Origin of the sequence: Pseudomonas sp. BAV 4579 (assembly GCF_009765395.1) — a bacterium.
Classification (GTDB): Bacteria; Pseudomonadota; Gammaproteobacteria; order Pseudomonadales; family Pseudomonadaceae; genus Chryseomonas; species Chryseomonas aestiva.
In genome coordinates, this window is sequence record NZ_WHOV01000028.1 from 40,424 (window position 1) to 66,743 (window position 26,320).

Genomic DNA, 26,320 nt, shown 5'->3' on the forward strand with positions numbered 1-26,320 from the left:
GTCATCCTCAGAACGGCATCAGGGCGCTGCCGAAGAACTGGCTCAACCAGCCAGGCTGGCTCGCATCGGCGAAGGAGCCTGTGCCCGAATAGGTGATCCGCGCATCGGCCACGCGGGTGGAGAGCACGGTGTTGTCGGTGGCGATGTCGTCGGCGCGGACCATGCCCTGGATGCGCATTAGCTCGTTGCCGGTATTGAGGGTCAGCCACTTCTCTCCACGGACCACCAGGATGCCGTTGGGCAGTACCTCGGCGATGGTCACGGTCAGGGAGCCGGTCAGGCTGTTGCCCTGGGCGGCGGTGGACTTACCGGTATTGGAGCGGTTGCCGGAGAAACCAGCGTCCAGGCTCAGGTCGCCGTCGGCCAGCGGATTGGGGATCGACGGCTTGGCGCCGAACAGGGAAGTCAGGCCGAGAGTCGACTTGCTGTTCTTGGCGATGTCGGAACTGGCGTTCTTGCTGGCCTGGGTCTTCTCCTGCAGGGTGATGGTGATGATGTCACCGATGCGGAAGGCCTTGCGATCGGTGTAGAGATTCTGCTCGAAGCCCGACTGGAAGATGGCACCGTTGTTCTGCGCCGCGGGCACCGGGGTGCGTGGCAACACGGGGGAATAGTAGGGATCGTCCGGCTTGGCGGCCGGGGCTACGCATCCTGCGAGAACGAGCGCTCCGAACAGCGGAGCGACGGCAAAGAGACGATTCATGGAGCGCTACCTCGCAGGGGTGGCTATTACAGGTTCTGGGTGACGAAGCCGAGCATCTGGTCGGCGGTGGAGATGACCTTGGAATTCATCTCGTAGGCGCGCTGGGTGGTGATCATGTTCACCATCTCCTCGACGGTGCTCACGTTGGAGGTTTCCAGGGTGTTCTGCTGGATGGTGCCCAGGCCGTTGTTGCCCGGCGTACCGACCTGGGGCGCGCCGCTGCTGGTGGTCTCGGCGAACAGGTTGTTGCCCATCGCCTGCAGGCCGCCCGGGTTGACGAACTGGGCGGTCTGGATGGTGCCAATAGTGGTAACGGTCGAGGAGCCGGCCTGGGTTACGGAGACGGTGCCGTCCTGGCCGACGGTGAAGGTCTGGGTATCGGCCGGCACGGTGATGGCGGGCTCCACCGGAAAGCCATTGGCCGTGACGATCTGGCCGTCGGCATTGAGGTGGAAGGTACCGTCGCGGGTGTAGTTGACGGTGCCATCGGGCATCTGGACCTGGAAGAAACCATGGCCGTTGATGGCCATGTCCAGCGGCTGCTCGGTCGTTTGCAGGGTGCCCTGGGTAAAGGTTTTCTGGGTACCGACGATACGCACACCGGTACCCAGCTGCAGACCCGAAGGCAGCTCGCTGTCCTGGGTGGACTGCGCACCGGGCTGGCGACGGATCTGATAGAGCAGATCCTGGAATTCGGCGCGGTCGCGCTTGAAGCCGGTCGTCGAGACGTTGGCCAGGTTGTTGGAGATGGTCGTCAGGTTGGTGTCCTGAGCGGCCAGGCCAGTCTTGGCAACATAGAGGGCGGAAATCATCGTTTTTCTCCTTCGGCGCCGGGAATCAGGCGTCAACAGCGTTCAATCAGCTGAATTGCAAAACCTTTGCCATGGACGCGTCGTTGTCCTCGGCGGATTTCATCATCTTGATCTGCAGTTCGAATTGCTTCGAAAGCGAGAGGATCGAGGTCATCTCCTCCACCGCACTGACGTTGCTCGACTCGGTGAAGCCGGACACCACCTGGACACTGGCATCCGCCGCCGCAGGCTTGCCGTCCTTGGTACGGATGGTCCCGTCCAGGCCCTTCTCGATAGTCTTCGGGTCCGGATTGACCAGCTTGATGCGATCGATGACCGCCAGGGCATTGGTGTTTTCCCCGGCGCCGCGAACGGTGATGGAGCCGTCCTGGCCGATCTCGATCTGCTGGTTGGGCGGCACGGCGATCGGCCCGCCATTGCCGAGGACCGGCAAATCATTGCCGGTGCGCAGCATGCCCAGGGCGTCCACCTTGAGGCTGCCGGTCCGGACGTAGGCTTCCTTGCCGTCGGCGCCCTGCACCGCGATCCAGCCGTCGCCCTGGATGGCCACGTCGAGATCCCGACCGGTTTCCTGCAGGGTGCCCGGGGTGAAGTCGGTCCCCGGACGCTCGCTCATGGAATAGACGCGCGAGGGGTAGCTCTCGCCGAAGGTCTGCATGGAGCGCGCCTGCTCGAAATCCCGGCGAAAGCCACTGGTGGAGATGTTGGCGAGGTTGTTAGAGTGCGCCTGGATGGCCATGGTGTTCTGGCTGGCGCCGGTCATGGCGAGATATAGCAATCGGTCCATAGGTCCTCGCAGGGCGATCGGTATCGCCACGGGTCTGAAACGGTCCAGACCTCCTAAGCAAGGCGCGCGCCATTTTTTGCATTCCATTGATTTAAAAGAAAAAAGCCCTCACAAAGAGGGCTTTTTCACAGCGACCGTCAAAGAACCGTTAGCGGATCTGGATGATGGTCTGCGACAGCGTGTTTTCCGTCTCGATGGTCTTGGCGTTGGCCTGATAGTTACGCTGCGCCACGATCAGATTGACCAGCTGGGTACTGAGATCGACGTTGGAAGCCTCGAGCGAGCCCGAAGTCAGGGTTCCCAGCGTGCCGGAAGACGGTGTTCCCACCACCGCCTGGCCGGAGGTGGACGACTGGGCGAAGGTGTTGCTGCCCAGCGGGGTCAGGCCCTGGTTGTTGGCGAAACTGGCCAGGATCACCTGGCCGATCACCTTGGACTGGCTGTTGGTGAAGCTCGCGTAGAGCTTGCCTTCGGTATCGATGGACAGGCCCGACAGCTGGCCGGTGGTGTAGCCATCCTGGGATTTGCTGGTCACCGCGAAGGAGGTCGCGGTCTGCGTGGTACTGCTCAGGTCGATGGCGATGCCGGTGGTGGAGGCGGACGCGCCGTTGGCCCCATAGGTCTTGGGCGTGGTGGAGGCGTTGGTCACGGTGGCCGGCACCCAGTTGTTCAGCGCGAACTTGCCGGTGCTGGTGACGGTGAGGCCGGTGCCGCCCGTGGCGCTGAGCTTGCCGGTGCTGTCGAACGTCAGGGTGTTGCTCAGGGGCGTGGTGGACGTCGGGTCGGCCGGGTTGCGCCCGTCGACCAGGCTGTACATGTTCCAGGTATTGATGCCGGTCTTGGCGAAGTAATACGTCAAGGTATGGGCGTTGCCCTGGGAGTCGTAGATGCTGGTGGACGTCGAGTTATTGAAGCTGGTGGCATCGCTGGGGTCGAAGGCGGCCGTGGTGGGAACGGTCGCCGACGAGTTGAGACTCAACACCTCGGTGTCTTTGGTCGTGGCCTTAGGCGCCTGGTTGGTGGTGTCGATCTTCAGGTTGGTGGCGATGCCGCTGATCACGTTGCCGTCGCTGTCCGCCGCGTAGCCGCGCAGGTTGTAGCCGGAGTTATTGACCACGAAGCCATTGGCGTCGGTCTTGAAGGTGCCGTCTCGCGAATAGAGATTGGAGCCGTTGTTGTTCATGACGAAGAAGCCGCCGCCATTGATCGCCATGTCCAGGGCGTTGCCGGTGCTGGTCACGTTGCCCTGGGTGAATTGCTGGGCCACGGCCGCGGTCCGCACGCCGGCGCCGGGCTGGTTGGAACTCGACCCCAGGTACATGGAGCTGGAATAGACATCGGCGAATTCGGCGCGCGAGGACTTGAAGCCTGTGGTGCCCACGTTGGCGATGTTGTTGCCGGTCACGCTGAGATCGGTGGCGGCGGCATTGAGGCCACTGAGGCCGACGTTGAAGCTCATGGTTGTACTCCTGTCCGGCGGGGCCGGCTCACTGGCCTATGGTCTTGACGTTCGCCAAGGCGACGTTGGTGCCGTCGGCGAGATTAAGGGTCATGTCGCTGCCGCTGGTCCCCAGGGTCACGCTGCTCACGGTATTCGGTAGGTAGGTCGTCAGCGCCGTGGAGGTGCCACCGATTGCGGCCGTGGCTTTGAAGGTGTAGGTGCCGGACGCCAGCGTCTGGCCGGAGCTGTCCTTGCCATCCCAGCTGAAGGAGTGGGTGCCGGCGCTGCTGGCTTCCAGGGGAATGGTGTCGACCAGGGAACCGGCGCCGTTATAGACGCCCACCGAGAGATCACTGCCGGACGACGGCAGCACCACGCTGCCGGTCATGCCGGTGGTGGTATCGACCACCGCCGTGCTGCCGGCGGCGATCACCGAGCGACCAACCAGCGAAGAGGCCTGCAGTGCCTGGGAAGAGTTGTAATTGCTGACGATGGAATCCACCGAGGTATTGAGGTTCTGCAAGGACTCGACGCTGCTGAACTGAGCCAGCTGCGCGACGAACTCGGTGTTGTCCTGGGGATTCAACGGGTTCTGGTTGTTGAGCTGGGTGACCAGCAGCTTCAGGAAGTCGTTCTTCCCGAGACTGCTGGTGGTGCTGCCCGAGGTCGTCGCGCCGCTGGACGTCGCCGAGCTGCTCGATACCTTGCTGTTGGACAGCACCGACGATAGCAGCGAGCTGCTACTGGTGGTGGAAGACGTGGTGGTCATGGCAACTCCCTAGCGATCACTGACCCAGGGTCAGTACCTTCTGCATCATCTGTTTGGCGGTATTCATCATTTCCGCGTTGGTCTGGAAGGCCCGACTGGCCGAGATCATGTCGGCCATTTCCTCCACCACGTTCACGTTCGGGTAATAGACGTAGCCGTCCTTGTCCGCCATGGGATGATGGGGTTCGTAGCGCTTCTGCACCTCGCTCTGGTCCTCGACGATGCCCTTCACTTCCACCCCGACCCCGGCCTGGCCCTGCTCATCGAACAGCGAGGAACCGCCCTGGGCCTCGCTGAGCTGGGCAGCGAATACGGGATGGCGAGCCTTGTAGGTCTGGTCGACGCTGGAAGCAACCGACTCGGCGTTGGCCATGTTGCTGGCCACGGTGTTGAGGCGGACGTTCTGGGCGCTCATCGCGCTACCGGCGATGTTGAACAACGAACTCAAGGACATGGTTATTCCCCCTTGATGGCTGACATCAGCCCCTTGAACTTGCTATTCAGCAGGGTGAAGCTGGCCTGGAAATTCATTGCGTTTTCGGCGTAGTTGGCCTGCTCGACCTGCGCATCCACGGTGTTCTGGTCCACCGAGGGCTGTGTGGGGATGCGATACTTCAAGGCCGCGTCGCCTATGCCCATATCGAAGCCTTCGGCAGCGATATGCCGGCTGTTGGTGGTTTCCAGCTGATAGTGGCCGGCAGCACCCGGCGCGCTCTTGGCCGCCTGCTCCGCCATCACGGCGCTGAAATCCAGATCCCGCGCCTTGTAGCCCGGGGTGTCGGCATTGGCGATGTTGTTGCCCAATACCTCGGCGCGCTGCGAACGGAAGTTCAGCGCCTGCTCGTGCAACCCGAGTGCTTTGTCGAAACTGATGCTCATGTCGAGAGACCTTTGACGTGGCTTGCAAGCGGTTTAGCAAGGCCCATGCCAGTCTCCAGTACCCATCTAAATCAAGGGGTTAGCGCCACGCGGCAGTCAGAACGCCGGCAAGCGGCAAGGTTTTTCCGCCGCCTTTGCCGGCCACGGGATCGGCTGCGGCAAAACTTTGGCGCAAAAGAAAGGGCAGACCTGGGTCTGCCCTTGGATGTCAATACACCGGCCTATTTGGCCTTGTAGATGATGCCCGGATTGCACTGCACCATCTGGTAGAGATCCGGCAGGCCATTGAGGGCTTCGGAGGCACCCAGGAACAGATAGCCGCCCGGCTTGAGGGTGCCGTGGATGCGCGTGAGGATGTCCTTCTTCACCTCGGCGGAGAAGTAGATCAGCACGTTGCGGCAGAACACCATGTCGAATTTGCCCAGACTGGCGTAGCTATCCAGCAGATTCAGCGCGCGGAATTCGATACGGCTGCGAATCGCTGGCTTGACCGCCCAGCGCCCCGGCTGCTGCACGTCGAAGTAGCGCTGCAGGCGCTCCGGAGACAGTCCCCGGCCAATCGCCAGCGAATCGTACTCGCCGGACTTGGCCGCGGTGAGAATGGCGCCGGAGAGGTCGGTCGCGACGATCTGCATGCCGCCACGCCCCTGCCCTGCCGCGCTGCGCTCGAATTCGTCCATGGTCATGGACAGCGAATAGGGTTCCTGACCCGAGGAGCAGGCCGCCGACCAGACCCGCAGACGCTGGCCGAAGGTGCTCTTGGTCAACTCCGGCAAGAGACGGTTCTTCAGCACCTCGAAGGGATAGGTGTCGCGAAACCAGAGGGTTTCATTGGTCGTCATCGCATCGATGACCTTTTCCCGCAGACCGCCACGGGGCTGCATCTGGATGCGCTGTACCAACTCTGACAACGTCTTGATCCCCTCGGTCTCCATCAACTTGTTGAGCCGACTGGAGACCAGGTACTGCTTGTTGTCACCGAGCAGGATCCCGCTGGATTTCTCGAGGAAATCACGAAAAAGCACAAAATCCGCGTTGACTGCTGACACTGCCGCTCCGCCTTCTGGATACCGGGATAGAGATGCCTTCACCTAGTGACTGTCGACCGCATTGATGCGCTCGGCTACCCGGGAGGCAAGATCATCGGGACGGAACTTGGCCAGGAAGTCGTCCGCACCGACCTTCTTGACCATCGCCTGGTTGAAGACGCCGGACAAGGAGGTATGCAGCAGTATATGCACTTTCTGCATCCGCGAATCATGACGGATTTCCGCCGTCAGGGTGTAGCCATCCATTTCCGGCATCTCGATGTCGGAAATGATCATCAGCAATTCCTCTTCCGGACGCTTGCCTTCAGCCACCATCGCCTGGAGGAAATTCAAGGCCTGGCGACCGTCGTTGAGGGAGATGACCTCTACCCCGACGGTTTCCAGGCAGCGGCTCACCTGCTTTCGGGCCACCGAGGAGTCGTCGACGATCAGAACGCGCTTGGTGACGGCCTTGGCCTGTACCACTTCGCTGATGACGCCGGCCGACACGGTCTCGACCGAGGGCGCGACTTCGGAGAGGATCTTTTCCACGTCGATGATCTCGACAAGCTGGTTGTCGACCCGGGTGACGGCGGTCAAGTAGTGATCCCGACCGGTACCCTTGGGCGGCGGGTTGATGCCTTCCCAGTTCATGTTGACGATTCGCTCCACCGAGCGCACCAGGAAGCCCTGCACCTTGGTGTTGTACTCAGTGATGATCACGAAGCAGTTGTTGATGTCTTCCAGCCCACGACGACCGGTGGCCATGGCCAGGTCGATGATGGGAAAGGTGCCGCCACGAATGCTGGCCACGCCCCGTACCACCGGACTCGATTTGGGCATCACGGTGAGTTTGGGGCACTGCAGCACCTCCTTCACCTTGAAAACGTTGATGCCGTAGAGCTGCGAGCCGTCCAGGCGGAACAGGAGCAGTTCCAGACGGTTTTGGCCCACCAGTTGGGTACGTTGGTTGACTGCGTCCAATACACCAGCCATTAGATGACTCCTTTAAATGCCCGCGAGCGGGTTTTCACAACGCGGCACGGGGTTTGCTTATGGGTTTATCACAAAGATCGCAGCGACGTGTTTCCGACCATGACTCTAGCTCGAAGACTGACCCTTGGCCTCCTGACCCTACTCTGCTGTCTGCAAAGCAGGGCCTTTGCGGAAGACGCCTACACTTCACCTGACGAACTTATCGGCGCTGTCGAAAGTTTTCTTGAGGAACGGGTACAGGAATATTTACTGGATACCAGCCTCAACGCCCGCCATGAAACCCAGGTTAAGGCGATCGACCCGCGCTTGCGTTTGGCAGAGTGCGACAAACCTCTGACGCTTACCCAGCAGGGCGAACCTACTCCCGTCGGTCGTATCAGCATCAAGGTTCGCTGCGAGGGCTCCAGTCAGTGGACCGTATTCGTGCCCGCCCAGGTCAAGCTATATCGACCGATAGTTGTCGCCCTCCAGCCCCTGATGCGCGGAGCCCTACTGGACAACAGCAACGTGGCGCTAGTGGAGCGTGACGTTGGTAACCTAAGCCAGGGCTACCTGACCAGCCTAGAGACGGTGCTTGGTGCTAAGCTCAAGCGCCAAGTGATGAGCGATCAGCCCCTGGCACCGGCCTATCTCGAGCAGGCCGAACTTGTTCACAAAGGCGAACAGGTTGTAATCAATGCCCGCACCTCGTCTTTCAGCATTCGCATGCAGGGCGAGGCTCTCGCCGACGGTGCCAAGGACGAGGAGATCCGCATCCGTAATCTGAGCTCCAACCGGGTGATACGGGGGCGCGTGGTCGATCAGGGTCAAGTCGAGGTTGCTCTTTAGCTCGACGTGATAAAGGAGTAACTTCTAGTCATCCAAGCGCTTCGATCGACTAGAAAAGACCCTAATCCAAAGATGTGAACCGCTGCACAGGTCTACGGCTAAAGTTTCCGCCCAGCGGGCCGATAAACCGGACATGTGAGCGATACATCCCGAGGAATTTCACGAATGGCTATAGACATCAATCGCCTGAACTCAACATCGACGTCGGGCATCAGCACCCGTAGCACCTCGGCCCCGAAGAACGGTGTAAGCCTGGAAAGCAAGGATGTGACCTCCACAGCCACCAGCCAGAAGTTAGGCGAATCGGTGAACCTGAGTCCCGCGGCTCAGCAGCTGAATTCCTTGACCGCCGGGCTGAAGGATCTGCCGGTGGTCGACAGTGACAAGGTCAGTCGCCTTAAGCAGGCTATCGCCGATGGCTCCTACAAAGTCGATAACCAAAAGGTCGCCGATAAGCTGCTCGCCTTCGAGTCCTGAGGCTATGGCGTCGGGCGGACCTGGTGAGAAACATTAACCAAGAGATCCCGAGCCATGCCCGTCACGCCGCTCCTCGCCATTACCCTTAACGACGTCGAGCTTGCCGACCAGTTGCTGGCGCTCCTCGAAGAGGAGTTTCAAGCCCTCGCACAACGCGACCTCGTCGCGCTGGAAAGTCTGCTCGGTGGCAAGCAGATCCTGCTCAAACAGCTCGATCAGCATGCCCAGCATCGCTCTGCTCTGCTTCGCTCGGCCAGCTTGAGCAATGATCTCGCCGGCTTGCAGCAGTACGCCGCCGGCCAGGACGAAGGTCAGGCGCTACTGGCGGCTTCCGCGCGCCTGAGCGAGTTGATCGAGGCCTGCAAGCAGCGCAATGTCCGTAATGGCCAGATCATCCACGCCAGCCAGATAGGCACTTCGCGGGTGCTTAACCTCCTGCAAGGCAGCAGCTCGGCGCCCACGCTCTACAACAGTCGCGGCAGCCAAACCCGCAGCGGCTATCAGCGTCCGCTGAGCTCGGCTTGATCACGGGCATTCTCATGCCAGCGTTTTTCACTGTACAGATGGCGTTAAGCCAGTATCCTTGCTGACCGCTGTTTACAGGAGTTTCCAGGTGCAAGGCTCTTCCGCTAGCGATCATGCCGCTCAGCCACCCCAGGTCTATCGCTCCAAGGGCGAGATCCTGGCCTGCCTGCGGCCGGCGCAACAGCAGCATATTCCGCTGCGGATCACCTTCAATCGTCAGGGGCAGCAATTCCAGAGCTTCGTCGTCGAGATCGACGAGGCCAAGGGCTTGATCGCGCTGGACGAATTCATTCCACGTGAAGCCGAACGCCTGCTCGAACAGGGCCAGTCGTTCCGGGTGGACAGCTTCCACGAAGGCATCAAGGTCACCTGGCAGATCGATCGTCCGGTCGAGTTCAGCGAGCTGGACGGCAATCGCTGCTACTGGATCGGCCTGCCCACCGAGCTCACCTATCACCAGCGGCGCAATGCCTATCGGGTCAAGTTGCTGCTGACCCAGCCGGCGACGGCGGAGCTGAGCCAGGGCAACAGCCCGATCCAGCTGCGAGGCCAGTTGATCGACCTGTCGGCCACGGGCTGCAAGCTGCGTTTCCCTGGCAACGTCACTCATCTGCTGCAACCGGGGCAGCAGGTCCAGGGCTTCAGCGCCGAGCTGCCCATCGGGACGATCAACACCCCGGTGACCATTCGCCACGTGGCCTGTCCGGAGCGTATGGAATACAGCGACGTCGGCGTCTGTTTCAACAGCCTGACCGGCGCAGCCCAGCGCCAGATCGAGCGCTTCATCTACCAGTTGCAGCGGGAAAACCGCCGGTTCGAGTGACCGACCAGGCGTCCACGACCGCTGGACGCCCTCCTCCACCGCTCAGGGCGCCTTGGATTCAGGCGGGTTCTGCAGGAACTCGATCTCCTCCTGCAGCGGTGCTTCCTCCTCGACAGGCTCCTCCTCTACGACCGGCTCAGTGTGCATCTGGTCATGCACCACCTGGCTATCGACCCGTGGATCCAGGGCAGCTGCCAGCGGCGAACTGGTCGACCCTTCGGGCATCTGCACGTGGCTCAGCGGCGCCTCGTCGACCAGGTGCTTGCCCGTGACCGCATCTGGGCGGATGCGCCAGATCAGGATGGCACCGCAGAGCACGACAAAGGCATAGAGCATGTTGGGCCCGACCAGATTCATCAGGGCACCCACCACCAGCGGACCGATACAGGCACCGATGCCAAAGGTCACCAGGAGCATGGCGCTCAGGGAGACCCGCCGCTCCCCTTCGATATGGTCATTGGACAGCGCCACCGCCAGGGGATAGAGCACGAATTGCAGCAGGCTGGCGATGAGGCCGAGCGGCAGCAGCACCACCGGCGGCACGTGGGGCAGCACGGCCAGTGGCAGGGCTGCCAGCGTCAGGGCGATGGCGACCACCCGGATCAGCCAGCTGCGATCATGCCGATCCGAGAGCCAGCCGATCGGCCACTGGGCGATCAGGCCGGCGAAGATGCAGCAGGCCATGAACAGGCCGATACGCTCGGTTGGCAGGCCCTGGGCGCTGGCATAGAGGGGCGCCAGGCCATAGAAGGAGCCGATCACCAGCCCCGCGACTAGGGTCGTGGTCAACGACTGCGGAATCCGCTGGATAAAGAACGTGGGTTCCAGCGGCGCCGGCTTGAGCGGTGCTGGGTGGATCTTGCCGGTGACCGCCACCGGCACCAGGCACAGGGCATAGCAGATGGCGACCAGCATCAGCTTGTCGACGCCGAGATCGGGCGAGAGCACCAGCACCACCTGCCCCAGCGCCAGGCCGAGGTAGGAGGCGGTCATGTAGCCGGAAAAGACCTTGCCACGCTCGCCTGAGCCGGCCTGCTCGTTTAGCCAGCTCTCCAGCACCATGTACTGGCACATCATGCCCATGCCGATTAGCACCCTGAGTGCCAGCCACATCGGCAGCCAGGGCAGCAGGCCGATCCCCAGCACCGCTGCGCCGACCACGCCGGCGCAGGTCACATAGGCACGGATATGGCCGACCTTGGCGATCAGTCGATGCCCCAACTTGCCGCCTATCACAAGGCCCGCGTAATAGGCGGCGGTCAGGGCGCCGACCCAGAGTCCCTGCACCTGATCGGCGGCCAGGCGCAGACCGAGGTAGGTACTCAGCAGACCGGTCCCGATCAACATCAACAGCGTCGCGAAATAGAGCCCGCGAAACGCCGACAGCACACGCACCATTGCCTACTCCATCGTCTCTTGCACACCCGGCAAGCGCGACGGACTCAGCTTCGTCGTTGCGCCGCCAGTTGGGCGTCCTCGCCCAGGCGTGGGTTGTAATGACCTGCACAGGCCTTCATCAGTACCTGCAGCACCGACAGATTACCTCTGACGCTGCTGATCTTGGTGGGTACCTCGCCCTTCGGATAGCGCCGCACGGTGGGGAGTTCCACGCAGCGATAGCCCAATTTCGGCACCCGGTAGGAAAGATAGGCCAGCAACTCGTAGGTGGTGAACTCGTCGCGGAACGGTGCCACGCGCGGATCCAGCAGCATGGCCCGGCTGTAGGCGCGGAAACCCTGGGTGGTGTCGGTCCAGTGGAAACCCGAGGCCAGGCTCAGCATGGGCGCATGGATGAAGCGAATGGCGAAGTCGCGGGACTTGGGGGTGTTTTCCGCCACGCCGCCGGCCAGGAAGCGCGAGGCCTGGACGAAGTCGTAGCCCTGCTCGATGGCGTCGATGAAGCGCGGGATGGCATCCGGATCGTCCTTGTCGTTGCCGTCGATGGTCACGATGCCGGTGTAACCCTCGTCGAGCACGAAGGCATAGGCGCAGCGCAACTGGGCGCTGAGCTTGCCCGGCGCGGTCTTGACCAGCAGCCCGCGCACGCCCAGCTCCTGCAGCCGCTGCGGCTCCAGCGAGCCGTCGGTACTGCCACCGTCGACGATGATGACATCGGCGATGTCGGCGATCCTTGCCGCTGCCATGCGCCGCAAGAGGTTGAGAATCCGCTCGCCTTCGTTGATGACCGGAATCACCACGCAATGCGGACGGCTGCGACCGTTCCAGAAGGTCGTCGAATAGCTGGGCACCTGCCAGAGGGCGCGCTCGGTGGCGGGAATTGCAGTAGTCATAGGTCCTCCAGGTTCAACCGACACGGGCCGTGATGAGGGCGACGCCGGCGATGATCAGGACGATGCCTGCCGCCGTGGTCCAGGGAAAGGCTTCGCGAAAGATCACCACCGACAACAAGGCGACGCTGGCGATGGCCCCGGCCGTCAGCACCGGATGCGCCACGTTCAGCGGCAGCTTGGCAAGGGCGGCGGCGTACAGCAGAAAGGCCAGGCCATACATGAACAGTCCCAGCCAGAATGGCCAGTTGGCCAGCGCGGCCAGGGGATCGCTCAGGCTGGGAAAGCGCCGCGGGGGCAGCATGGCCAGCTTCACCAGCACGCTCGCCGAGGCGTTGGAGGCAATGCCTAGGATCAGGATCAGCCACTTCATGCGGCAGCCTCCGGCAGGTCGCGATAGGCCTTGACTGCGACCTGGACGCCACGCTCCAGCGCGGCCAGGTTGGAGCCCTGCTTGGCTGGCAGCATCTCGATGCTGACCACCTGCTCCGGCAGCCGCCGGGTCAGGGCGAAGGCGATGCCCTCGTGGTTGGTACCGCCCTCCCCCAGGGTCATCAGATCCGGTTCGCTGGCATGGACGTGACCGATCAGTTCGGCATGCTCTTCGAGGACGCGGGCGGCGTCCTCCTCATTGATGGTCAGGGCGCCGGTATCGAGTTGCATACGGATTGCCGGATGTTCCACAGCCCTTACCACGGCGGCGGTGGAATCGCTGTCGATCATGAAGTTGGCGCCATAGCGAGGCGGATTCGGCTCCAGGCAGATCTGCACCCGGTGCGCCGCAGCCACATCACCCAGGCGGCGGAAGAAGTCCCGTGCCTGCGCCAGGGCCTGGTCGTCACTCAGCCCCGAACGATCGCGATTGCGCGGCGAGCCGAACACCAGGCGCGTCGCGCCCAGCCCCTCGGCGACCCGGCAGACGCCCTCCAGCTGTGCCAGCAGCGCGTGCTGCACGTCCTCGGTACCGAAGACATTGAGACCGGTGGTGCCGAACAGCAACGCCTGCATGCCGGTGATCTCGATGCCGCGGGCCTGCCACTGCTGACGCACGACCTGGATTTCCTGGGCGGTAGCCGCCTTGGGATCGGCGAAATACTTGCCGGGGGCGATGTCGATGGCATCCACCCGGTATTGCTGCAGGATCTCGGCGACCATGGCGTCATCGGTCGGATCCCAGGCGATATTGGAGATGGCGATGCGCATCACTGACCCTCCGCCTTGATGACCGGGGGTTCCGACTGGGCGTAGGCGCGGACCGCGAGCAGGGTGTCGCGCGCGCTGTACTGGTAGCCGTCACGGCCGCCGAAGACCTCGGCATGCACGCTGCGGAAATCGTAGCGCGCTGGCGTACCCTCCAGGGTGTTGCCGAAGTCGCGTCCGAAACCCTGGCTGGCGATGTCCGCCACGCTGATCGGCTCGGCGGTCAGGTGCACCAGGTCCAGCCCGGCAGCCTGGGCGGTCTGGATGTCATAGCCGAGATTGACCATCGGATAGAACTGGAAGACACCGCGGCTTTCCACGGCATGCAGGTTGTTGTCGTTGAGCAGGTCGTAGATCACGTTCTTGCGCAGCCCGGGCCCGACCAGGCCCGGCAGGCGGATGATCAGGGCATTGGCGAAATGCTCACGAACGAACTGCTCCAGTCGATAGCGATTGGCGCCATAGGCGTGCAGCCCCTCTGCGTCCACCGCGGTGGTCTCATCGACGGCAAGCGGCTGCTTGAAGACATCCACGGTGCTGATCAGCACGAAGGAATCGCACTGGATGCGTGACAGGTGGCCGATCAGGCCATCGATCTTCTCGCGATCGGCCGCGGGATCGCGATTGGCGATCCACTTCTGCGCCGGCGCTCCGGCGCAGATGACCTGGCCATAGGGCTGATCGCCGATCTGGTCGATATTGGTGGAGCGAAACAGCGCGCCGAAGGCCTTCTGCTTGAGCAGCGTCGACCCCACGAAGCCGCTGTACCCTATCAATGCGTCGGTCTTCATGTAGCTCACCCCTTGGTCTTGAATCTCAGGCAATAGTCCGGTTGGCATTCCTCGACGGGATAACGCTCGTCCAGGTAGGCCTTGAGTCGTGGAAACTTGTCGTGCATGGAAATGTTGTTCAGCTTGAAGGACCAGAAGGTCGTCGAATACACCACCGCCGGCGGATCGGCCTGCTGCAGATCGCTGAGCAGGTCGGCCTCGTAGGGCGGCGTGGCATAGACCGGATAGATGTACTTGGTACAGGCCGGCAGATCGGTCACCCCGTTGATGACTCCGTTGTTGGCCAGATCGAACACACAGTGGGCGCCGCTTTCCAGCAGGCGCCGCGAGGCCCATTGCACCCCGGGCGTGGCCAAGGCGGCGTCATCCGGCAAGGCGGACAACGCCGGCACCCAGGCGAGTCCCTGGGCCCACACCCGCTCGACCGGCGACTTGTAGAGATTGAAGGCGGCGAGCAGCACCAGCAGCGCCGCCAGGGCGGGTACCAGCAGACGCCGGCTGAAGGCCAGCAGCGCACCCGCCAGCAGCACCGCAAAGAACGGCGAGGGATTAAGTCCGACCAGCCCCATCAGTACGGCAGCGCCGATGGCTGCAGCCGCCGCGCGCGGATGCGCCGAGATGTCCCAGCCGCCGTTGCGGGCCAGCCGCTGTCGGCGGGCGGCATACAGCAGGCTCAGCAGGGGTACCCAGAAGCCCATCTGGATATGCTGGAAGTCCGCGCGATTGACCCCGATCTTGAAGAAGATCGCGAGCAGCACTGCCAGGGCGCCAATCAGCGGCAGATCCTCGCTCCAGCGCCACGGCCAGGGCAGGCAGCGGATCAGGGCAAAACCGGCCAGCGCCGTAGGCACTGCCAGCAGCAGGCTCAGCGCCAGCGGCCGGGCATTCAAGCCATAGCCCCACTGGGAAGAGGTTTCCAGGAGGAAGGTCAGGTTCTTGACGTAATCGGTCAGGGCGAAGAAATCGGTACCAAAGCCAAGCCAGCCAACCGTTGCGACGAAGGTCAGCAACGACAGGAAATGGCGCCGATGCAGCAGCAGCGTGAGCAGTACCGCCGAGCCGATGGCCAGCACCCCGGCGATCCCGCGGTCATAGGACCAGAACAGATTGAAGCCGGCCGCCAGGCCGAGCAGCACCTCGCAGACCAATCGTCGCGGCGTGGTCTCCACCTTGCGATGCAGGCAGAAGAGGAACAGTGACAGCAGTAGGAAGAGATCGCGATAGCCCACCACCTGGGTCGCCACGGCGCCCATGGCGACCAGCAGGATCAGACGCCCGCGGCCTTTGGGCACGGGGCACAGCAACACCGCCGTTCCCCAGAGCAGCAAGGCTGCGCCGGTATTACACAGTCCATAGAGGATCTGGGTCACCAGGAAAGTGTGCTGGGCACCGAACCAGGTCTCCGCCAGCCACACCGGGATGAAATCCAGCCCGCCATGGATGGTGAAGGCATGGGCGCCCGGCTGACTGTGCAGCAGCGTCGGCAGCGTGGCGAAGTATTCCCCCTGGTGAAAGGGGTCGAGGATGACGCCCTTGCCGAACAGAAAGAAATTGATGATGGAAAAGACCAGAACGCTGGTGAAGCCGGCGACGCCGGACACCCCCCTGGGTGTCGCATCAGAGGAAGGGTTCGGCATCGAGGCGCTCCAGGGCATCGAAAATGTTGTCGATCTTGCCGCCCAGCATCGAATAGCAGCCAGGCAACTGGGAATGTTGTTCGAAGAGGATGGGACGGCCGTCGTCGCCTTCGTTCTTCATCAGGATGGTCTTCACCTCGAACAGCGAATCCCGGTATTCCACCCGTGCCGCAGCCGACATGTAGCGGGCCACGTCGCGCACCATCCAGTCCGCTCGCGAGGCACGGTCGTAGTCGTCGAGCAGGGCATAGGGATCGGTGCCATTGGCGTCTTCCCAGTTCAGGTGCGGGGTGTAACGCACATGGGAGAGGGTATGCAGACCGCGCGCCGGGAATGGCATCATGGAAAAGAACGGACCGTCCATGACCGTCACGCCGAGGTTGCGCAGCTCCGGAGGCATCTCCACCAGGGCCATCTCGGTGATCTCGTGGCGTAATCGAGTGGCCGTACCGGGGAAATCGCCGCCGTACTGGTTGAGGCCGCTGTAGGTACAGTTGAAGAGGTAGCGGCAGTGCAGCTCCTCCTGCCGTCCGGCTTCATCCACGACTTCGGCACTCAGCCCCCCCGTTTCACCGCGGATCGCCATTACGCGACTCTTGAGGCGCACCTCGGCGCCGACGGCATCGAGCTCGCGACTCACTTCGGCGGCGAGTACGGCGGAGTTGAAGGCATACTCCTCCGTGAGATACACCGCCTCGATCAATCGATCGTCGAACAATCGACTTAATTCTTCGGACGCCGGCTGCAGGGAGGCCTCGATCCCCTGGCAGAAACGTTCGAATTGTTTGGCCGTTACCTTGGAGTTGTTGCGGGCAATGGCATACAACTTGGTGAAATCCCGCACTACCACATCGGGATAGTCGCGCAAAAAGCGCGGCAAGTTGACCCGGCTGCGAAAGGCCGTGACGAAACTGCGCGGATAGTGATAACCGTTATGAACACGTGCCTGATTGTTGTAAGAGGCACGTTTCAACAGCCCGTCTTCCCGCTCGATCAGAGTGACTTTCGCAAAGCCCCTCACGCGCATGAGATACAGGGCCGTCATGGCCCCGTAAAATCCGCCACCTATGACGATCGCATCTTTCATGATCGTCAGGCCATGCCAAATTGAGTAGCCGGTCCTGCGGCATTACCGCCCTGCACTACTTCGACATTGAGCTTGTCACGGCGCGTCATGACTGCACTCGTGAACTCCTGGGCGACATGATAGAGCGGTCCTTCGTTGACTCTGTGAGTCAACTGCAGGACATATTCGCCAAGGACGAGCAGGACCAGCGAAATGAGAAAGAACATGCCGGACTGCTGTAATGAAATCGTCACCCAACCCGGTGCGACGTCATCCTTGAACAAGCCGATGGCGATGACGTAGATGGAGTAGAGCAGGTTGGACAGCGCCCCCAAGATCGACAGGAAACTGACCATGCGCATGGGCTTGCGGGTGGAGGACACCAGCAGACGGGCACCGCGATCGAAACTGCCGGACAGCCTCTTAGGTTTGGTACTGCGCGGCGGCACGCTGTATTCGAGATTGGTACGGGAGAAGCCCGCCGTCGCCGGCAGGTGGCGGTAGGTCAATGCCGGCGCGGGATGGCGCAGGATGTAATTGATGACCTTCTTGCTGAGCATCCGGTACTGGGGCGCATCCTTGGCCAGATCGACCCCGTTGAATTGCTTGTAGAGACTGTTGAAACCTCTGGAGCAAAGACTGTAGGACAGGGTCTGCCGAACTTTCTGCTGATTGTTGGCGAACACCACGTCGACGCCGCCGGCCGCCTGTTGCAGCATGTCAGGCAAGAAGGCGATGTCATCGGTTTCCGGATCTATGACGACTGCGAAGTCACCCAGCGCATTCTCCAGACCCACCCAGGCAGCGGTATCAGAGTCCACTTCCTTGGTCAGGGCATATACCTGCAGGTTGGGCAGGCCCGAAATGCTGGTGAGTTGTTTGAGTCGAGCTACGCTGTCATCAGCGGAGGCGTTGTCGACAATGATAAGTTCGTAGTCACTTACCAAGGGACCGATAACAGTTGCCGCGCGCTCGAGCACGCTCTGCAACTCGGCAGCCTGATTACGAACGACGAACACGACTGAAAGTAGGACGGGATAAAAGGCCATGACGCGAACCTCCAGAGGCGCTCCAGATACAAGCAATGCAGACGGTTAGCCAACGGAGAGTACAGATAAATTCGGCAGGTTTTCGTCTGCTGCTCTATGCTGTGATCACAGCCACAAATCGCCACTGGAAGAGGCTGGAAGTCGGACAAAGTCGCTGTTTTTGCCCTATCCTCCAAACTGCTGTAACGGTTCGGCAAGGGCACCTGAAGGCGTCGGATCGCGAGGAGAGGTGCTGGAAAGGAATCTGGTGTCCCAGAGTGGGGTCGAACCACCAACCTTCCCCTTAGGAGGGGGATGCTCTATCCAATTGAGCTACTGGGACAGGAAAGGGCGCTCATGGTAACGAGCAGCGGAGGGTTTGTCATGTTCCGGTTCGGCAGCGCCGCAGTGCGCGAGGACGGACAACGGCATGAAGTTCTTCGGCAGCTTTGCAATTTGTTGTTTACGTCGGTAAATTGACGTCAATAAAAACAAATACCTAGGGACAGGTGGTTACAGAGTCCAAGGTACCGTGAGTGCTAGCGGAACGAGACGAGGGCTTATGCCTTCACTGATTTTTGACTCCAGGTGAAGTACCTCAATGACCCAGGCCATTAGATCCTACTCAAGCCGTACCGCTGACAAATTCGTCGTGCGTCTGCCCGAGGGCATGCGAGAGCGCATCGCGGATGTGGCCCGCAACCATCATCGCAGCATGAACTCCGAAATCATCGCGCGTCTCGAGCAGAGCTTGCAGCAAGAGGGCGCCCTTGGCGACGAACCCGGGCTTCGCCTGGACAGTCCGGAGATCACCGCCAGCGAGCGGGAGTTGCTGCAGCGCTTTCGGCAGCTGTCGGGTCGTCAGCAGAACGCCCTGATCTCGCTGATCGCCCACGACATCGACGCCGCATCCTGACGGCGTCCGGGCTGTCCTGCCCCTGGGCAGCCCGGAGAACCCTACCCTGCCCTACATCAGGAACAGGGTAGCGAGTCCCAAGAATATGAAGAAGCCGCCGCTGTCGGTCACCGCGGTGATCAGTACACTCGACCCCATGGCCGGGTCGCGACCGAAGCGCTGCAGGGTCATGGGAATCAGCACCCCCATGAAGGCGGCCAGCAGCAGATTGAGGGTCATGGCGCCCATCATCACCAGGCCCAGCGACCAGCTGCTATAGAGATAGAAGGCCACCAGCCCTATCACCCCACCCCAGATGACGCCATTGCACAGGGCGACGCCCATTTCCTTGCGCAGCAGCCGTGCGGTGCTGGTGACGCTGATCTGCCCCAGGGCCATGGCGCGGACGATCATGGTGATGGCCTGGTTGCCCGAGTTGCCGCCGATGCCCGCCACAATGGGCATGAGCGCGGCCAGGGCCACCAGCTTCTCGATCGAACCCTCGAACAGGCCGATGACCCGCGAAGCGATGAAGGCCGTGATGAGGTTGGTGGCCAGCCAGGTCCAGCGATTGCCCACCGACTTCCACACCGAGGCGAAGACGTCTTCGTCTTCGCGCAGACCGGCCATGTTGAGGACTTCGCTTTCGCTTTCCTCGCGGATCAGGTCGACCATCTCGTCGATGGTGAGACGACCGACCAGCTTGTCGTTCTTGTCCACCACCGGCGCCGAAACCAGGTCATAGCGCTCGAACGCTTGAGCCGCGTCATAGGCATCGCCATCAGGATGGAAGGCCACCGCCTCCTTGGCCATGACCTCGACCACCAGCTTTTCCGGATCGTTGACCAGCAGGCGCTTGATCGGCAGAACGCCCTTGAGGATGCTGTCGTTATCGACCACGAATAGCTTGTCGGTATGGTCGGGCAGCTCTTTCAGCCGCCGCAGGTAGCGCAGCACCACTTCCAGGGCGACGTCGTCACGGATGGTCACCATCTCGAAGTCCATCAGCGCGCCGACCTGATCCTCTTCGTAGGACAGCGCGGAGCGCACCCGCTCGCGCTGCTGGGCATCGAGGGCGTCCATGAGCTCGTGAACGACATCGCGCGGCAGATCCGGCGCCAGGTCGGCGAGTTCGTCGGCGTCGAGCTGGCCGGCCACCGCGAGGATTTCCTGATCGTCCATGTCGGCGATCAGGGTCTCGCGGACCGCGTCCGAGACTTCGAGCAGAATCTCGCCATCGCGCTCGGTCTTGACCAGCCCCCAGACGGTCAGGCGGTCTTCCCGCGGCAGGGCTTCGAGGATGAAGGCGACGTCGGCCGGGTGCAGCTCGTCCAGGCGGGCACGCAGCTCTTCGAGGCCCTCTTCGGGAATATCGGCGGGGGATACGGGGGCGCGGTCGTGGTCTTCACGCGCCTCGACAGCGAGGTCGTAGCGCTCCAGCAACTCCACGACCTGGGCGAGCCGCTCCTGCAGCGTCTCGTGGGGCTTTCTGATTTCTGCTTCGTTCACTACGGTCATAGCGCACTCCGGCCCGCCGGCGGAGCGCACCGACGAACCCTAACTCAACAACGGGACGAAAAAGGCGATTGAGTATTGACTGGGTAAGTCCATAAGGGGGGATAACCACTGCCCCGGCGGGGCTGACGGCGGGGATGATACACCGGACCGCTTACGGGTGCGAAGGCAAAAGGGTTTCAAAACAGCTATTTGCAAGGCTTCCGCAAGGCTACGAGAGCACGCTTCCGGCCCTCGCCGAACCTCTCTGGCTTCGCTAAGCTTGAGCCCCTACGTCAAGGAGGACGTCCCATGAAGAAGCTACTCGTGCTCGGCCTGCTGCTGGGGTGCACCACCGCCCAGGCCGCCACGGTGTATCGCTGCGAAGACGCCAGCGGCCACCTCACCTTTTCCGCCAGCGGTTGCGCCTCGGACAGCGACAGCCGGCTGCAGCGCGCGGACAGTCCCCGTCCGGGCGGCGCCAAACCCACGCTGATGGCGAAACCCAGGGCCGCGCCCCGCAAGGACGTCGCGCGCCCGCCCACGGTGGTGGCAGCCAAGACGGATGGCTGTGGCGATCTGCTCAGCGCCAGCGCAAGGCGCCAGGCGATCATCCGCGGACAGGTCAAGGTCGGCATGAGCCGGGCGGACGTGGAGAACGCCCTGGGGCCACCGCAGCGGATTTCCCAGCTGGATGCCCTGACCCGCTATCACTACGAGGCGCGCCAGCGCAAGGACCGCACGCGGCTGGTGACCTTCGACGAGCACGGCTGCGTGCGTCGCCGCTGACGCCCGCAACCAACGCCTGCTCCGTCAGAGTACGGCGCGGGGATAGGAACCGAGGACCTTGAGCGCCACGGCGCCGGTGGACAGACGCTCCAGGACATCGCGGATCAGCGGATCGGCCTGGTGGCCAAGGAAGTCGATGAAGAAGACATAGGTCCACTTGCCGCTGCGCGAAGGCCGCGTCTCGATCCGGCTGAGGTCGATGTTGTTGGTGTGGAACGGCAACAGCAGCTCATGCAGGGCGCCCGGCTTGTTCTGCATGGAGACGATGATGGAGGTCTTGTCGTCGCCACTGGGCGGCACGTCCTGGTTGCCGATGATGAGGAAGCGCGTGGAGTTGTCCGGACGGTCCTCGATCTTCTGCTGAACCGGCGTCAGGCCGTAGAGCGAGGCCGCCATGTCGCCGGCAATGGCCGCGCTGTTCCACTCCCCCTTCACCCGCCGCGCCGCTTCGGCGTTGCTGGCCACCGCTACCCGCTCGACGCTCGGGTAATAGGAGTCCAGCCACTTGCGGCACTGAGCCAGCGACTGGGCGTGGGAATAGATGCGGGTGATGCTGTCGGCCTTGGTGTTTTCGCCGATCAGCAGATGGTGGTGGATACGCAATTCCACCTCGCCACAGATCGACAGGTTGTGCTCGAGGAAGCTGTCCAGGGTGTGGTTGACCGCACCCTCGGTGGAATTCTCCACTGGCACCACGCCGAACTGGGAGGCACCGGCGGCAACCTCGCGGAACACCTCGTCGATGGCCGCCATGGGCCGGGTCACCACCGCCTTGCCGAAGTGCTTGAGCGCCGCGGCCTGGGAGAAGGTGCCTTCCGGGCCGAGATAGGCCACGTGCAGCGGCTCTTCCAGGGCCAGGCAGCAGGACATGATCTCGCGGAACAGTCGCGCCATGTCTTCGTCACGGACCGGACCGCCGTTGCGCTCCATGACCCGCTTGAGGACCTGGGCTTCGCGCTCGGGCCGGTAGAACACGGGCTTTTCGCCTTCCGCCAGCGTTCCCATCTTGACTCGCGCCACGTCCTGGGCGCAGCGAGCGCGTTCGCTGATCAGGTCCTGGATGCGTTCGTCCAGACTGTCGATACGCAGGCGCAGGGCCTTGAGCTCGTGTTCCGACATGATCAGCCGTGCTCCTTCTCGAATTCGGCCAGATAATTCACCAGCACCTGGACGGCCTCCAGGGTGACGGCATTGTAGATGGAGGCGCGCATGCCGCCCACCGAACGATGCCCCTGCAGATACAGCAGCCCACGTGCCTCGGCGCCCTCGAGGAACGCCTTGTCGAGGCGCTCGTCCGCCAGGCGGAAGGGTACGTTCATCCAGGAGCGGTCGTTCTGGGCGATGGGATTGCTGTAGAAGTCGCTGGCGTCGATGAAGCCGTACAGCAGCTCTTTCTTCTGGCGATTCAGGCGCTCCATGGCGGGCAGGCCGCCCTGCTCCTTCAGCCACTTGAACACCAGCCCCGACAGGTACCAGGAGAAGGTCGCCGGCGTGTTGTACATGGAGCCGTTGTCGGCCTCGACCTTGTAGTCCAGCAGCGTCGGGCAGGCGGCGCGGGCGCGACCCAGCAGGTCTTCGCGGACGATCACCACCACCAGACCGCTGGGCCCGATGTTCTTCTGTGCGCCGGCGTAGATCAGCCCGAAGCGCGAGACGTCCAGCGGACGCGAGAGGATGTCGGAAGAGGCATCCGCCACCAGGGGCACATCGCCCACGTCCGGAATCCAGTCGAACTCCAGGCCGCCGATGGTCTCGTTGGGGGTGTAGTGAACGTAGGCGGCATCCTTGGACAGCTGCCACTCGTGCTGCCCCGGAATGGCGAAGTAGTCGTAGCCCTTGGCGCTGGCGGCGACATTGACGGTGCCATAGTGCTGCGCCTGCTCGATGGCCTTGCGCGACCAGATGCCGGTGTCGATGTAGTCGGCAGTGCCGCCCTCGGGCATCAGGTTCATCGCCAGCTGGGCGAATTGCAGGCTGGCACCGCCCTGCAGGAACAGCACCTTGTAGTTGCCGGGAACACCCAGCAACTCGCGCAGATCGGCCTCGGCCTGGCTCGAGATGGCGGTGAAGTCTTCACCGCGATGGCTCATCTCCATCACCGACAGGCCACGGCCCTGCCAATCCAGCAGATCGGCCTGGGCCTGGCGCAGCACAGCTTCAGGCAGGGCCGCCGGGCCGGCGCAGAAGTTGTAGGCACGCTTGCTCATCACTCGTCATCCTCGTTGGGAAGGTCATCGCTCGGTACGTCGCTGGCACCGGGCAGCACATCGTCCTGGTCCGGCTCGTGGCTGTCGACCGGCAACTCCTTGTCGAGCACCTCGTCGTCCAGTTCGGCTTCGTGATCCAGCAGCTCTTCGTCCACCGAAGGCTCCTGCACCCGCTCCAGGCCCACCAGCTTCTCGCCCTTGCCGAGCTTGATCAGGGTGACGCCCTGGGTATTACGGCCGGTCCGGGAGATGCCTTCGACCGGGGTACGCACCAGGGTGCCCTGGTCCGAGATCAGCATGATCTCTTCGCCGTCCAGCACCTGGATGGCGCCGATCAGGGGACCGTTGCGCTCGTTGATGACCATGGCGATCACGCCCTGGCCCCCGCGGCCGCGCTGCGGGTATTCGGCCATGGCGGTGCGCTTGCCGAAGCCGTTGAGGCTGGCGGTGAGGATCTCGGCGCCCGGCTCGGGGATCAGCATGGAAATCAGGCGCTGGCTTTCGGCCAGGCGCATGCCGCGCACGCCGCGGGCGGTACGGCCCATGGTGCGCACATGGCGCTCCTTGAAGCGGATGACCTTGCCACCGTCGGAGAACAGCATGACTTCGCGGGCACCGTCGGTGATGGCGGCGGCGATCAGGCTGTCGCCCTCCTCCAGCTTCAGCGCGATCAGGCCATTGCTGCGCGGACGGCTGAACTGCACCAGCGGGGTCTTCTTCACGGTGCCATTGCGGGTGGCCATGAAGATGAAGGCGCCGGTGGGCTCATCCTGGCCGGCATCAAGGAGCTCGCCCTCTTCGCCTTCCCCTTCGCTCTCGATGTCGTCTTCCACCAGCACGGCATCTTCGATGTCCAGATTGTCGTCCTGCTCGCCCAGGTCTTCTTCACCGATCGGCGCCTGCTGGCGCACGGCTTCCAGATCGACCGGCAGCATAGCGGTGATGCGCTCGCCTTCGGCCAGCGGCAGCAGGTTGACCAGCGGCCGGCCACGGGCGGCGCGGGAGGCCTCGGGGATCTCGTAGGTACGCTTCCAGTAGACCTTGCCCAGACTGGAGAACAGCAACAGGGTGGTATGGCTGTTGGCGACCAGCAGGTGCTCGATGTAGTCCTCTTCCTTGACCGCCGAGGCCGAACGGCCGCGACCGCCCCGGCGCTGGGCCTGGTAGGCGTGCAGCGGCTGGGACTTGGCGTAGCCGCCATGGGAGATGGTGACGACGCGGTCTTCCTCGGTGATGAGGTCGGCGATGGTCAGGTCCACCTGGGAGGCGATGATCTCGGTGCGACGCTTGTCGCCGAACTCGGCCTTGACCTTTTCCAACTCCTCACGGATGACTTCCATCAGCCGCTCGGGGTTGGTCAGGATGCGGATCAGCTCGCCGATCTGCAGCAGGATTTCCTGATACTCGGCGATGAGCTTCTCGTGCTCCAGGCCGGTCAGGCGGTGCAGGCGCAGGTCGAGAATCGCCTGGGCCTGTTCCGGGGAGAGGTGGTATTTGCCGTCGTGCAGACCATACTGCTCGGGCAGTTCGTCCGGACGGCAGGAATCGGCGCCGGCGCGCTCGACCATCTCGCGTACCGCGCTGGATTCCCAGGGCGTGGCGATCAGGCGTTCCTTGGCTTCGGCCGGGGTCGGCGAGCTCTTGATCAGCTCGATGACCGGATCGATGTTGGACAGGGCGACCGCCTGGCCTTCGAGGATATGGCCACGCTCGCGCGCCTTGCGCAATTCGTAGACGGTCCGCCGGGTCACCACTTCACGGCGGTGACGGATGAAGGCTTCCAGCAGTTCCTTGAGGTTCAGGGTCCGCGGCTGGCCGTCGAGCAGGGCCACCACGTTGATGCCGAATACCGTCTGCAGCTGGGTCTGGGCGTAGAGGTTGTTGAGCACCACCTCGGGGGTTTCGCCGCGACGCAGCTCGATGACCACGCGCATGCCGTCCTTGTCGGACTCGTCGCGCAGCTCGGTGATGCCTTCGATCTTCTTCTCTTTCACCAGCTCGGCGATCTTCTCGATCAGCCGTGCCTTGTTGAGCTGGTAGGGCAGCTCGGTGATGACGATCTGCTGGCGATTGGCGCTCTTGTCGATGTCCTCGACCTCGGCGCGGGCCCGCACATAGATGCGCCCACGACCGGTGCGATAGGCCTCGATGATGCCGGCACGACCGTTGATGATGCCCGCGGTCGGGAAGTCCGGACCAGGGATGTACTGCATCAGGTCATCGACGGTCAGCTCGCTGTTCTCGATCAGCGCCAGGCAGCCATCGATCACTTCGCCGAGATTGTGCGGCGGGATGTTGGTGGCCATGCCGACCGCGATGCCGCTGGAACCGTTGACCAGCAGGTTGGGGATGCGCGTGGGCATCACCGCCGGGATCTGCTCGGTGCCGTCGTAGTTGGGCACCCAGTCGACGGTTTCCTTGTCCAGGTCGGCCAGCAGTTCGTGGGCGAGCTTGGACATCCGCACTTCGGTGTAACGCATGGCCGCGGCGTTGTCGCCGTCCACCGAACCGAAGTTGCCCTGGCCGTCCACCAGCATGTAGCGCAGCGAGAAGGGCTGGGCCATCCGCACGATGGTGTCGTAGACGGCGGTGTCGCCGTGGGGGTGGTACTTACCGATGACGTCACCCACCACACGGGCGGATTTCTTGTACGGCTTGTTCCAGTCGTTGCCCAGCTCGCTCATGGCGTAGAGCACGCGCCGGTGCACCGGCTTGAGGCCGTCGCGCACATCCGGCAGGGCCCGGCCGACGATGACGCTCATCGCGTAGTCGAGATACGACTGCCGCAATTCGTCTTCGATATTGACCGGGAGGATTTCTTTGGCCAGTTCACCCATGAGAAGCCTGGTTCCTTCTG

At 62.7% G+C, this 26,320-nt stretch carries 27 protein-coding genes and 1 tRNA gene; 6 read left to right on the forward strand and 22 right to left on the reverse strand.

Going from position 1 to position 26,320, the window contains the following annotated elements:
* Positions 1 to 7: 7 nt before the first annotated feature.
* The 9 genes from flgH to GSQ95_RS08550 form a co-directional block, all read right to left on the reverse strand.
* The gene (flgH, locus tag GSQ95_RS08510; RefSeq protein WP_144959602.1) at positions 8 to 703 is read right to left on the reverse strand and encodes a flagellar basal body L-ring protein FlgH; all 696 of its coding nucleotides are present in this window, start codon (positions 701 to 703) and stop codon (positions 8 to 10) included.
* A 26-nt stretch (positions 704 to 729) separates the two neighbouring features.
* Positions 730 to 1,515: a flagellar basal-body rod protein FlgG gene (gene flgG, locus GSQ95_RS08515; RefSeq protein WP_145008913.1), complete on the reverse strand. Its 786-nt coding sequence runs from the start codon at positions 1,513 to 1,515 to the stop codon at positions 730 to 732.
* A gap of 46 nt (positions 1,516 to 1,561) precedes the next feature.
* Entirely contained in the window at positions 1,562 to 2,302 is a 741-nt protein-coding gene (locus GSQ95_RS08520; protein ID WP_158892982.1) for a flagellar basal body rod protein FlgF, read from the reverse strand.
* A 148-nt stretch (positions 2,303 to 2,450) separates the two neighbouring features.
* Complete coding sequence (gene flgE / locus GSQ95_RS08525; RefSeq protein ID WP_158892980.1) at positions 2,451 to 3,761, reverse strand: flagellar hook protein FlgE; 1,311 nt, start codon at positions 3,759 to 3,761, stop codon at positions 2,451 to 2,453.
* Positions 3,762 to 3,789: 28 nt separating this feature from the next.
* The gene (locus tag GSQ95_RS08530) at positions 3,790 to 4,512 is read right to left on the reverse strand and encodes a flagellar hook assembly protein FlgD (protein WP_158892978.1); all 723 of its coding nucleotides are present in this window, start codon (positions 4,510 to 4,512) and stop codon (positions 3,790 to 3,792) included.
* Between the two features lie 16 nt (positions 4,513 to 4,528).
* The gene (gene flgC, locus GSQ95_RS08535; RefSeq protein WP_158892976.1) at positions 4,529 to 4,966 is read right to left on the reverse strand and encodes a flagellar basal body rod protein FlgC; all 438 of its coding nucleotides are present in this window, start codon (positions 4,964 to 4,966) and stop codon (positions 4,529 to 4,531) included.
* 2 nt (positions 4,967 to 4,968) lie between these two features.
* Positions 4,969 to 5,391, reverse strand: coding sequence for a flagellar basal body rod protein FlgB (gene flgB / locus GSQ95_RS08540; protein WP_158892974.1), 423 nt, complete (start codon positions 5,389 to 5,391; stop codon positions 4,969 to 4,971).
* Positions 5,392 to 5,612: 221 nt separating this feature from the next.
* Positions 5,613 to 6,440: a protein-glutamate O-methyltransferase CheR gene (gene cheR / locus GSQ95_RS08545; protein WP_158892972.1), complete on the reverse strand. Its 828-nt coding sequence runs from the start codon at positions 6,438 to 6,440 to the stop codon at positions 5,613 to 5,615.
* A gap of 42 nt (positions 6,441 to 6,482) precedes the next feature.
* The gene (locus GSQ95_RS08550; RefSeq protein ID WP_044340938.1) at positions 6,483 to 7,415 is read right to left on the reverse strand and encodes a chemotaxis protein CheV; all 933 of its coding nucleotides are present in this window, start codon (positions 7,413 to 7,415) and stop codon (positions 6,483 to 6,485) included.
* A 99-nt stretch (positions 7,416 to 7,514) separates the two neighbouring features.
* Here GSQ95_RS08550 and flgA point away from each other — a divergent pair, with 99 nt between their 5' ends.
* The 4 genes from flgA to GSQ95_RS08570 all read left to right on the forward strand — a co-directional run bounded on the left by flgA (position 7,515) and on the right by GSQ95_RS08570 (position 10,068).
* The gene (flgA, locus tag GSQ95_RS08555) at positions 7,515 to 8,243 is read left to right on the forward strand and encodes a flagellar basal body P-ring formation chaperone FlgA (RefSeq protein WP_158893042.1); all 729 of its coding nucleotides are present in this window, start codon (positions 7,515 to 7,517) and stop codon (positions 8,241 to 8,243) included.
* 165 nt (positions 8,244 to 8,408) lie between these two features.
* Positions 8,409 to 8,720, forward strand: coding sequence for a flagellar biosynthesis anti-sigma factor FlgM (gene flgM, locus GSQ95_RS08560; RefSeq protein WP_158892970.1), 312 nt, complete (start codon positions 8,409 to 8,411; stop codon positions 8,718 to 8,720).
* Positions 8,721 to 8,774: 54 nt separating this feature from the next.
* Complete coding sequence (locus GSQ95_RS08565; protein WP_158892968.1) at positions 8,775 to 9,245, forward strand: flagella synthesis protein FlgN; 471 nt, start codon at positions 8,775 to 8,777, stop codon at positions 9,243 to 9,245.
* 88 nt (positions 9,246 to 9,333) lie between these two features.
* Positions 9,334 to 10,068 carry a flagellar brake protein gene (locus GSQ95_RS08570; protein ID WP_158892966.1) on the forward strand — a complete coding sequence of 245 codons (735 nt, stop codon included), beginning with the start codon at positions 9,334 to 9,336 and terminating at the stop codon, positions 10,066 to 10,068.
* Between the two features lie 42 nt (positions 10,069 to 10,110).
* Here GSQ95_RS08570 and GSQ95_RS08575 read toward each other — a convergent pair whose 3' ends face one another.
* From GSQ95_RS08575 to GSQ95_RS08615, 9 genes are all read right to left on the reverse strand, one after another.
* Positions 10,111 to 11,466 (reverse strand): MFS transporter, encoded by a 1,356-nt coding sequence (locus tag GSQ95_RS08575; protein WP_158892964.1) that lies wholly within the window; start codon positions 11,464 to 11,466, stop codon positions 10,111 to 10,113.
* A gap of 44 nt (positions 11,467 to 11,510) precedes the next feature.
* Positions 11,511 to 12,359, reverse strand: coding sequence for a glycosyltransferase family 2 protein (locus tag GSQ95_RS08580; RefSeq protein WP_158892962.1), 849 nt, complete (start codon positions 12,357 to 12,359; stop codon positions 11,511 to 11,513).
* A gap of 13 nt (positions 12,360 to 12,372) precedes the next feature.
* Positions 12,373 to 12,729, reverse strand: a complete 357-nt coding sequence (locus GSQ95_RS08585) for an SMR family transporter (protein WP_158892960.1) — start codon at positions 12,727 to 12,729, stop codon at positions 12,373 to 12,375.
* Positions 12,726 to 13,559, reverse strand: a complete 834-nt coding sequence (locus GSQ95_RS08590; protein WP_158892958.1) for a sugar phosphate isomerase/epimerase — start codon at positions 13,557 to 13,559, stop codon at positions 12,726 to 12,728. The genes GSQ95_RS08585 and GSQ95_RS08590 overlap by 4 nt, the downstream gene beginning before the upstream one ends.
* Complete coding sequence (locus tag GSQ95_RS08595; RefSeq protein WP_158892956.1) at positions 13,559 to 14,347, reverse strand: pyridine nucleotide transhydrogenase; 789 nt, start codon at positions 14,345 to 14,347, stop codon at positions 13,559 to 13,561. Before GSQ95_RS08595 ends, GSQ95_RS08590 begins: the two co-directional genes overlap by 1 nt.
* A 5-nt stretch (positions 14,348 to 14,352) precedes the next feature.
* Entirely contained in the window at positions 14,353 to 15,984 is a 1,632-nt protein-coding gene (locus GSQ95_RS08600; protein ID WP_256664502.1) for a hypothetical protein, read from the reverse strand.
* Positions 15,965 to 17,029 carry an FAD-dependent oxidoreductase gene (locus GSQ95_RS08605; protein WP_372240059.1) on the reverse strand — a complete coding sequence of 355 codons (1,065 nt, stop codon included), beginning with the start codon at positions 17,027 to 17,029 and terminating at the stop codon, positions 15,965 to 15,967. Before GSQ95_RS08605 ends, GSQ95_RS08600 begins: the two co-directional genes overlap by 20 nt.
* 47 nt (positions 17,030 to 17,076) lie before the next feature.
* Positions 17,077 to 18,099, reverse strand: coding sequence for a glycosyltransferase (locus tag GSQ95_RS08610; protein WP_158892952.1), 1,023 nt, complete (start codon positions 18,097 to 18,099; stop codon positions 17,077 to 17,079).
* 245 nt (positions 18,100 to 18,344) lie between these two features.
* A tRNA-Arg gene (locus GSQ95_RS08615) sits at positions 18,345 to 18,421 on the reverse strand.
* A gap of 258 nt (positions 18,422 to 18,679) precedes the next feature.
* Here GSQ95_RS08615 and GSQ95_RS08620 point away from each other — a divergent pair.
* Positions 18,680 to 18,994, forward strand: coding sequence for an Arc family DNA-binding protein (locus tag GSQ95_RS08620; RefSeq protein ID WP_007160462.1), 315 nt, complete (start codon positions 18,680 to 18,682; stop codon positions 18,992 to 18,994).
* Positions 18,995 to 19,045: 51 nt separating this feature from the next.
* Here the strand turns inward: GSQ95_RS08620 and mgtE are convergent, their stop codons facing one another.
* Complete coding sequence (mgtE, locus tag GSQ95_RS08625; RefSeq protein ID WP_372240057.1) at positions 19,046 to 20,491, reverse strand: magnesium transporter; 1,446 nt, start codon at positions 20,489 to 20,491, stop codon at positions 19,046 to 19,048.
* A gap of 288 nt (positions 20,492 to 20,779) precedes the next feature.
* On the opposite strand from mgtE, the gene bamE reads away from it, so the two are divergent.
* Entirely contained in the window at positions 20,780 to 21,256 is a 477-nt protein-coding gene (gene bamE / locus GSQ95_RS08630; protein WP_158892950.1) for an outer membrane protein assembly factor BamE, read from the forward strand.
* Between the two features lie 24 nt (positions 21,257 to 21,280).
* Here the strand turns inward: bamE and pheA are convergent, their stop codons facing one another.
* The 3 genes from pheA to gyrA are packed head-to-tail and all read right to left on the reverse strand — an operon-like array spanning position 21,281 to position 26,300.
* Positions 21,281 to 22,375: a prephenate dehydratase gene (pheA, locus tag GSQ95_RS08635; protein ID WP_158892948.1), complete on the reverse strand. Its 1,095-nt coding sequence runs from the start codon at positions 22,373 to 22,375 to the stop codon at positions 21,281 to 21,283.
* A 2-nt stretch (positions 22,376 to 22,377) separates the two neighbouring features.
* Entirely contained in the window at positions 22,378 to 23,463 is a 1,086-nt protein-coding gene (serC, locus tag GSQ95_RS08640; protein WP_158973773.1) for a 3-phosphoserine/phosphohydroxythreonine transaminase, read from the reverse strand.
* Positions 23,463 to 26,300, reverse strand: coding sequence for a DNA gyrase subunit A (gene gyrA, locus GSQ95_RS08645; protein WP_158891756.1), 2,838 nt, complete (start codon positions 26,298 to 26,300; stop codon positions 23,463 to 23,465). Before gyrA ends, serC begins: the two co-directional genes overlap by 1 nt.
* Between the last annotated feature and the right edge of the window lie 20 nt (positions 26,301 to 26,320).

Bases quoted from the DNA above. Each gene is read 5' to 3' on its own strand.
- flgH (WP_144959602.1), bottom strand. From the start codon at position 703: ATGAATCGTCTCTTTGCCGTCGCTCCGCTGTTCGGAGCGCTCGTTCTC.
- flgG (WP_145008913.1), bottom strand. From the start codon at position 1,515: ATGATTTCCGCCCTCTATGTTGCCAAGACTGGCCTGGCCGCTCAGGAC.
- GSQ95_RS08520 (WP_158892982.1), bottom strand. From the start codon at position 2,302: ATGGACCGATTGCTATATCTCGCCATGACCGGCGCCAGCCAGAACACC.
- flgE (WP_158892980.1), bottom strand. From the start codon at position 3,761: ATGAGCTTCAACGTCGGCCTCAGTGGCCTCAATGCCGCCGCCACCGAT.
- GSQ95_RS08530 (WP_158892978.1), bottom strand. From the start codon at position 4,512: ATGACCACCACGTCTTCCACCACCAGTAGCAGCTCGCTGCTATCGTCG.
- flgC (WP_158892976.1), bottom strand. From the start codon at position 4,966: ATGTCCTTGAGTTCGTTGTTCAACATCGCCGGTAGCGCGATGAGCGCC.
- flgB (WP_158892974.1), bottom strand. From the start codon at position 5,391: ATGAGCATCAGTTTCGACAAAGCACTCGGGTTGCACGAGCAGGCGCTG.
- GSQ95_RS08550 (WP_044340938.1), bottom strand. From the start codon at position 7,415: ATGGCTGGTGTATTGGACGCAGTCAACCAACGTACCCAACTGGTGGGC.
- flgA (WP_158893042.1), top strand. From the start codon at position 7,515: ATGACTCTAGCTCGAAGACTGACCCTTGGCCTCCTGACCCTACTCTGC.
- flgM (WP_158892970.1), top strand. From the start codon at position 8,409: ATGGCTATAGACATCAATCGCCTGAACTCAACATCGACGTCGGGCATC.
- GSQ95_RS08565 (WP_158892968.1), top strand. From the start codon at position 8,775: ATGCCCGTCACGCCGCTCCTCGCCATTACCCTTAACGACGTCGAGCTT.
- GSQ95_RS08575 (WP_158892964.1), bottom strand. From the start codon at position 11,466: ATGGTGCGTGTGCTGTCGGCGTTTCGCGGGCTCTATTTCGCGACGCTG.
- GSQ95_RS08580 (WP_158892962.1), bottom strand. From the start codon at position 12,359: ATGACTACTGCAATTCCCGCCACCGAGCGCGCCCTCTGGCAGGTGCCC.
- GSQ95_RS08585 (WP_158892960.1), bottom strand. From the start codon at position 12,729: ATGAAGTGGCTGATCCTGATCCTAGGCATTGCCTCCAACGCCTCGGCG.
- GSQ95_RS08590 (WP_158892958.1), bottom strand. From the start codon at position 13,559: ATGCGCATCGCCATCTCCAATATCGCCTGGGATCCGACCGATGACGCC.
- GSQ95_RS08595 (WP_158892956.1), bottom strand. From the start codon at position 14,347: ATGAAGACCGACGCATTGATAGGGTACAGCGGCTTCGTGGGGTCGACG.
- GSQ95_RS08600 (WP_256664502.1), bottom strand. From the start codon at position 15,984: ATGCCGAACCCTTCCTCTGATGCGACACCCAGGGGGGTGTCCGGCGTC.
- GSQ95_RS08605 (WP_372240059.1), bottom strand. From the start codon at position 17,029: ATGACGGCCCTGTATCTCATGCGCGTGAGGGGCTTTGCGAAAGTCACT.
- GSQ95_RS08610 (WP_158892952.1), bottom strand. From the start codon at position 18,099: ATGGCCTTTTATCCCGTCCTACTTTCAGTCGTGTTCGTCGTTCGTAAT.
- GSQ95_RS08620 (WP_007160462.1), top strand. From the start codon at position 18,680: ATGACCCAGGCCATTAGATCCTACTCAAGCCGTACCGCTGACAAATTC.
- mgtE (WP_372240057.1), bottom strand. From the start codon at position 20,491: ATGACCGTAGTGAACGAAGCAGAAATCAGAAAGCCCCACGAGACGCTG.
- bamE (WP_158892950.1), top strand. From the start codon at position 20,780: ATGAAGAAGCTACTCGTGCTCGGCCTGCTGCTGGGGTGCACCACCGCC.
- pheA (WP_158892948.1), bottom strand. From the start codon at position 22,375: ATGTCGGAACACGAGCTCAAGGCCCTGCGCCTGCGTATCGACAGTCTG.
- serC (WP_158973773.1), bottom strand. From the start codon at position 23,463: ATGAGCAAGCGTGCCTACAACTTCTGCGCCGGCCCGGCGGCCCTGCCT.
- gyrA (WP_158891756.1), bottom strand. From the start codon at position 26,300: ATGGGTGAACTGGCCAAAGAAATCCTCCCGGTCAATATCGAAGACGAA.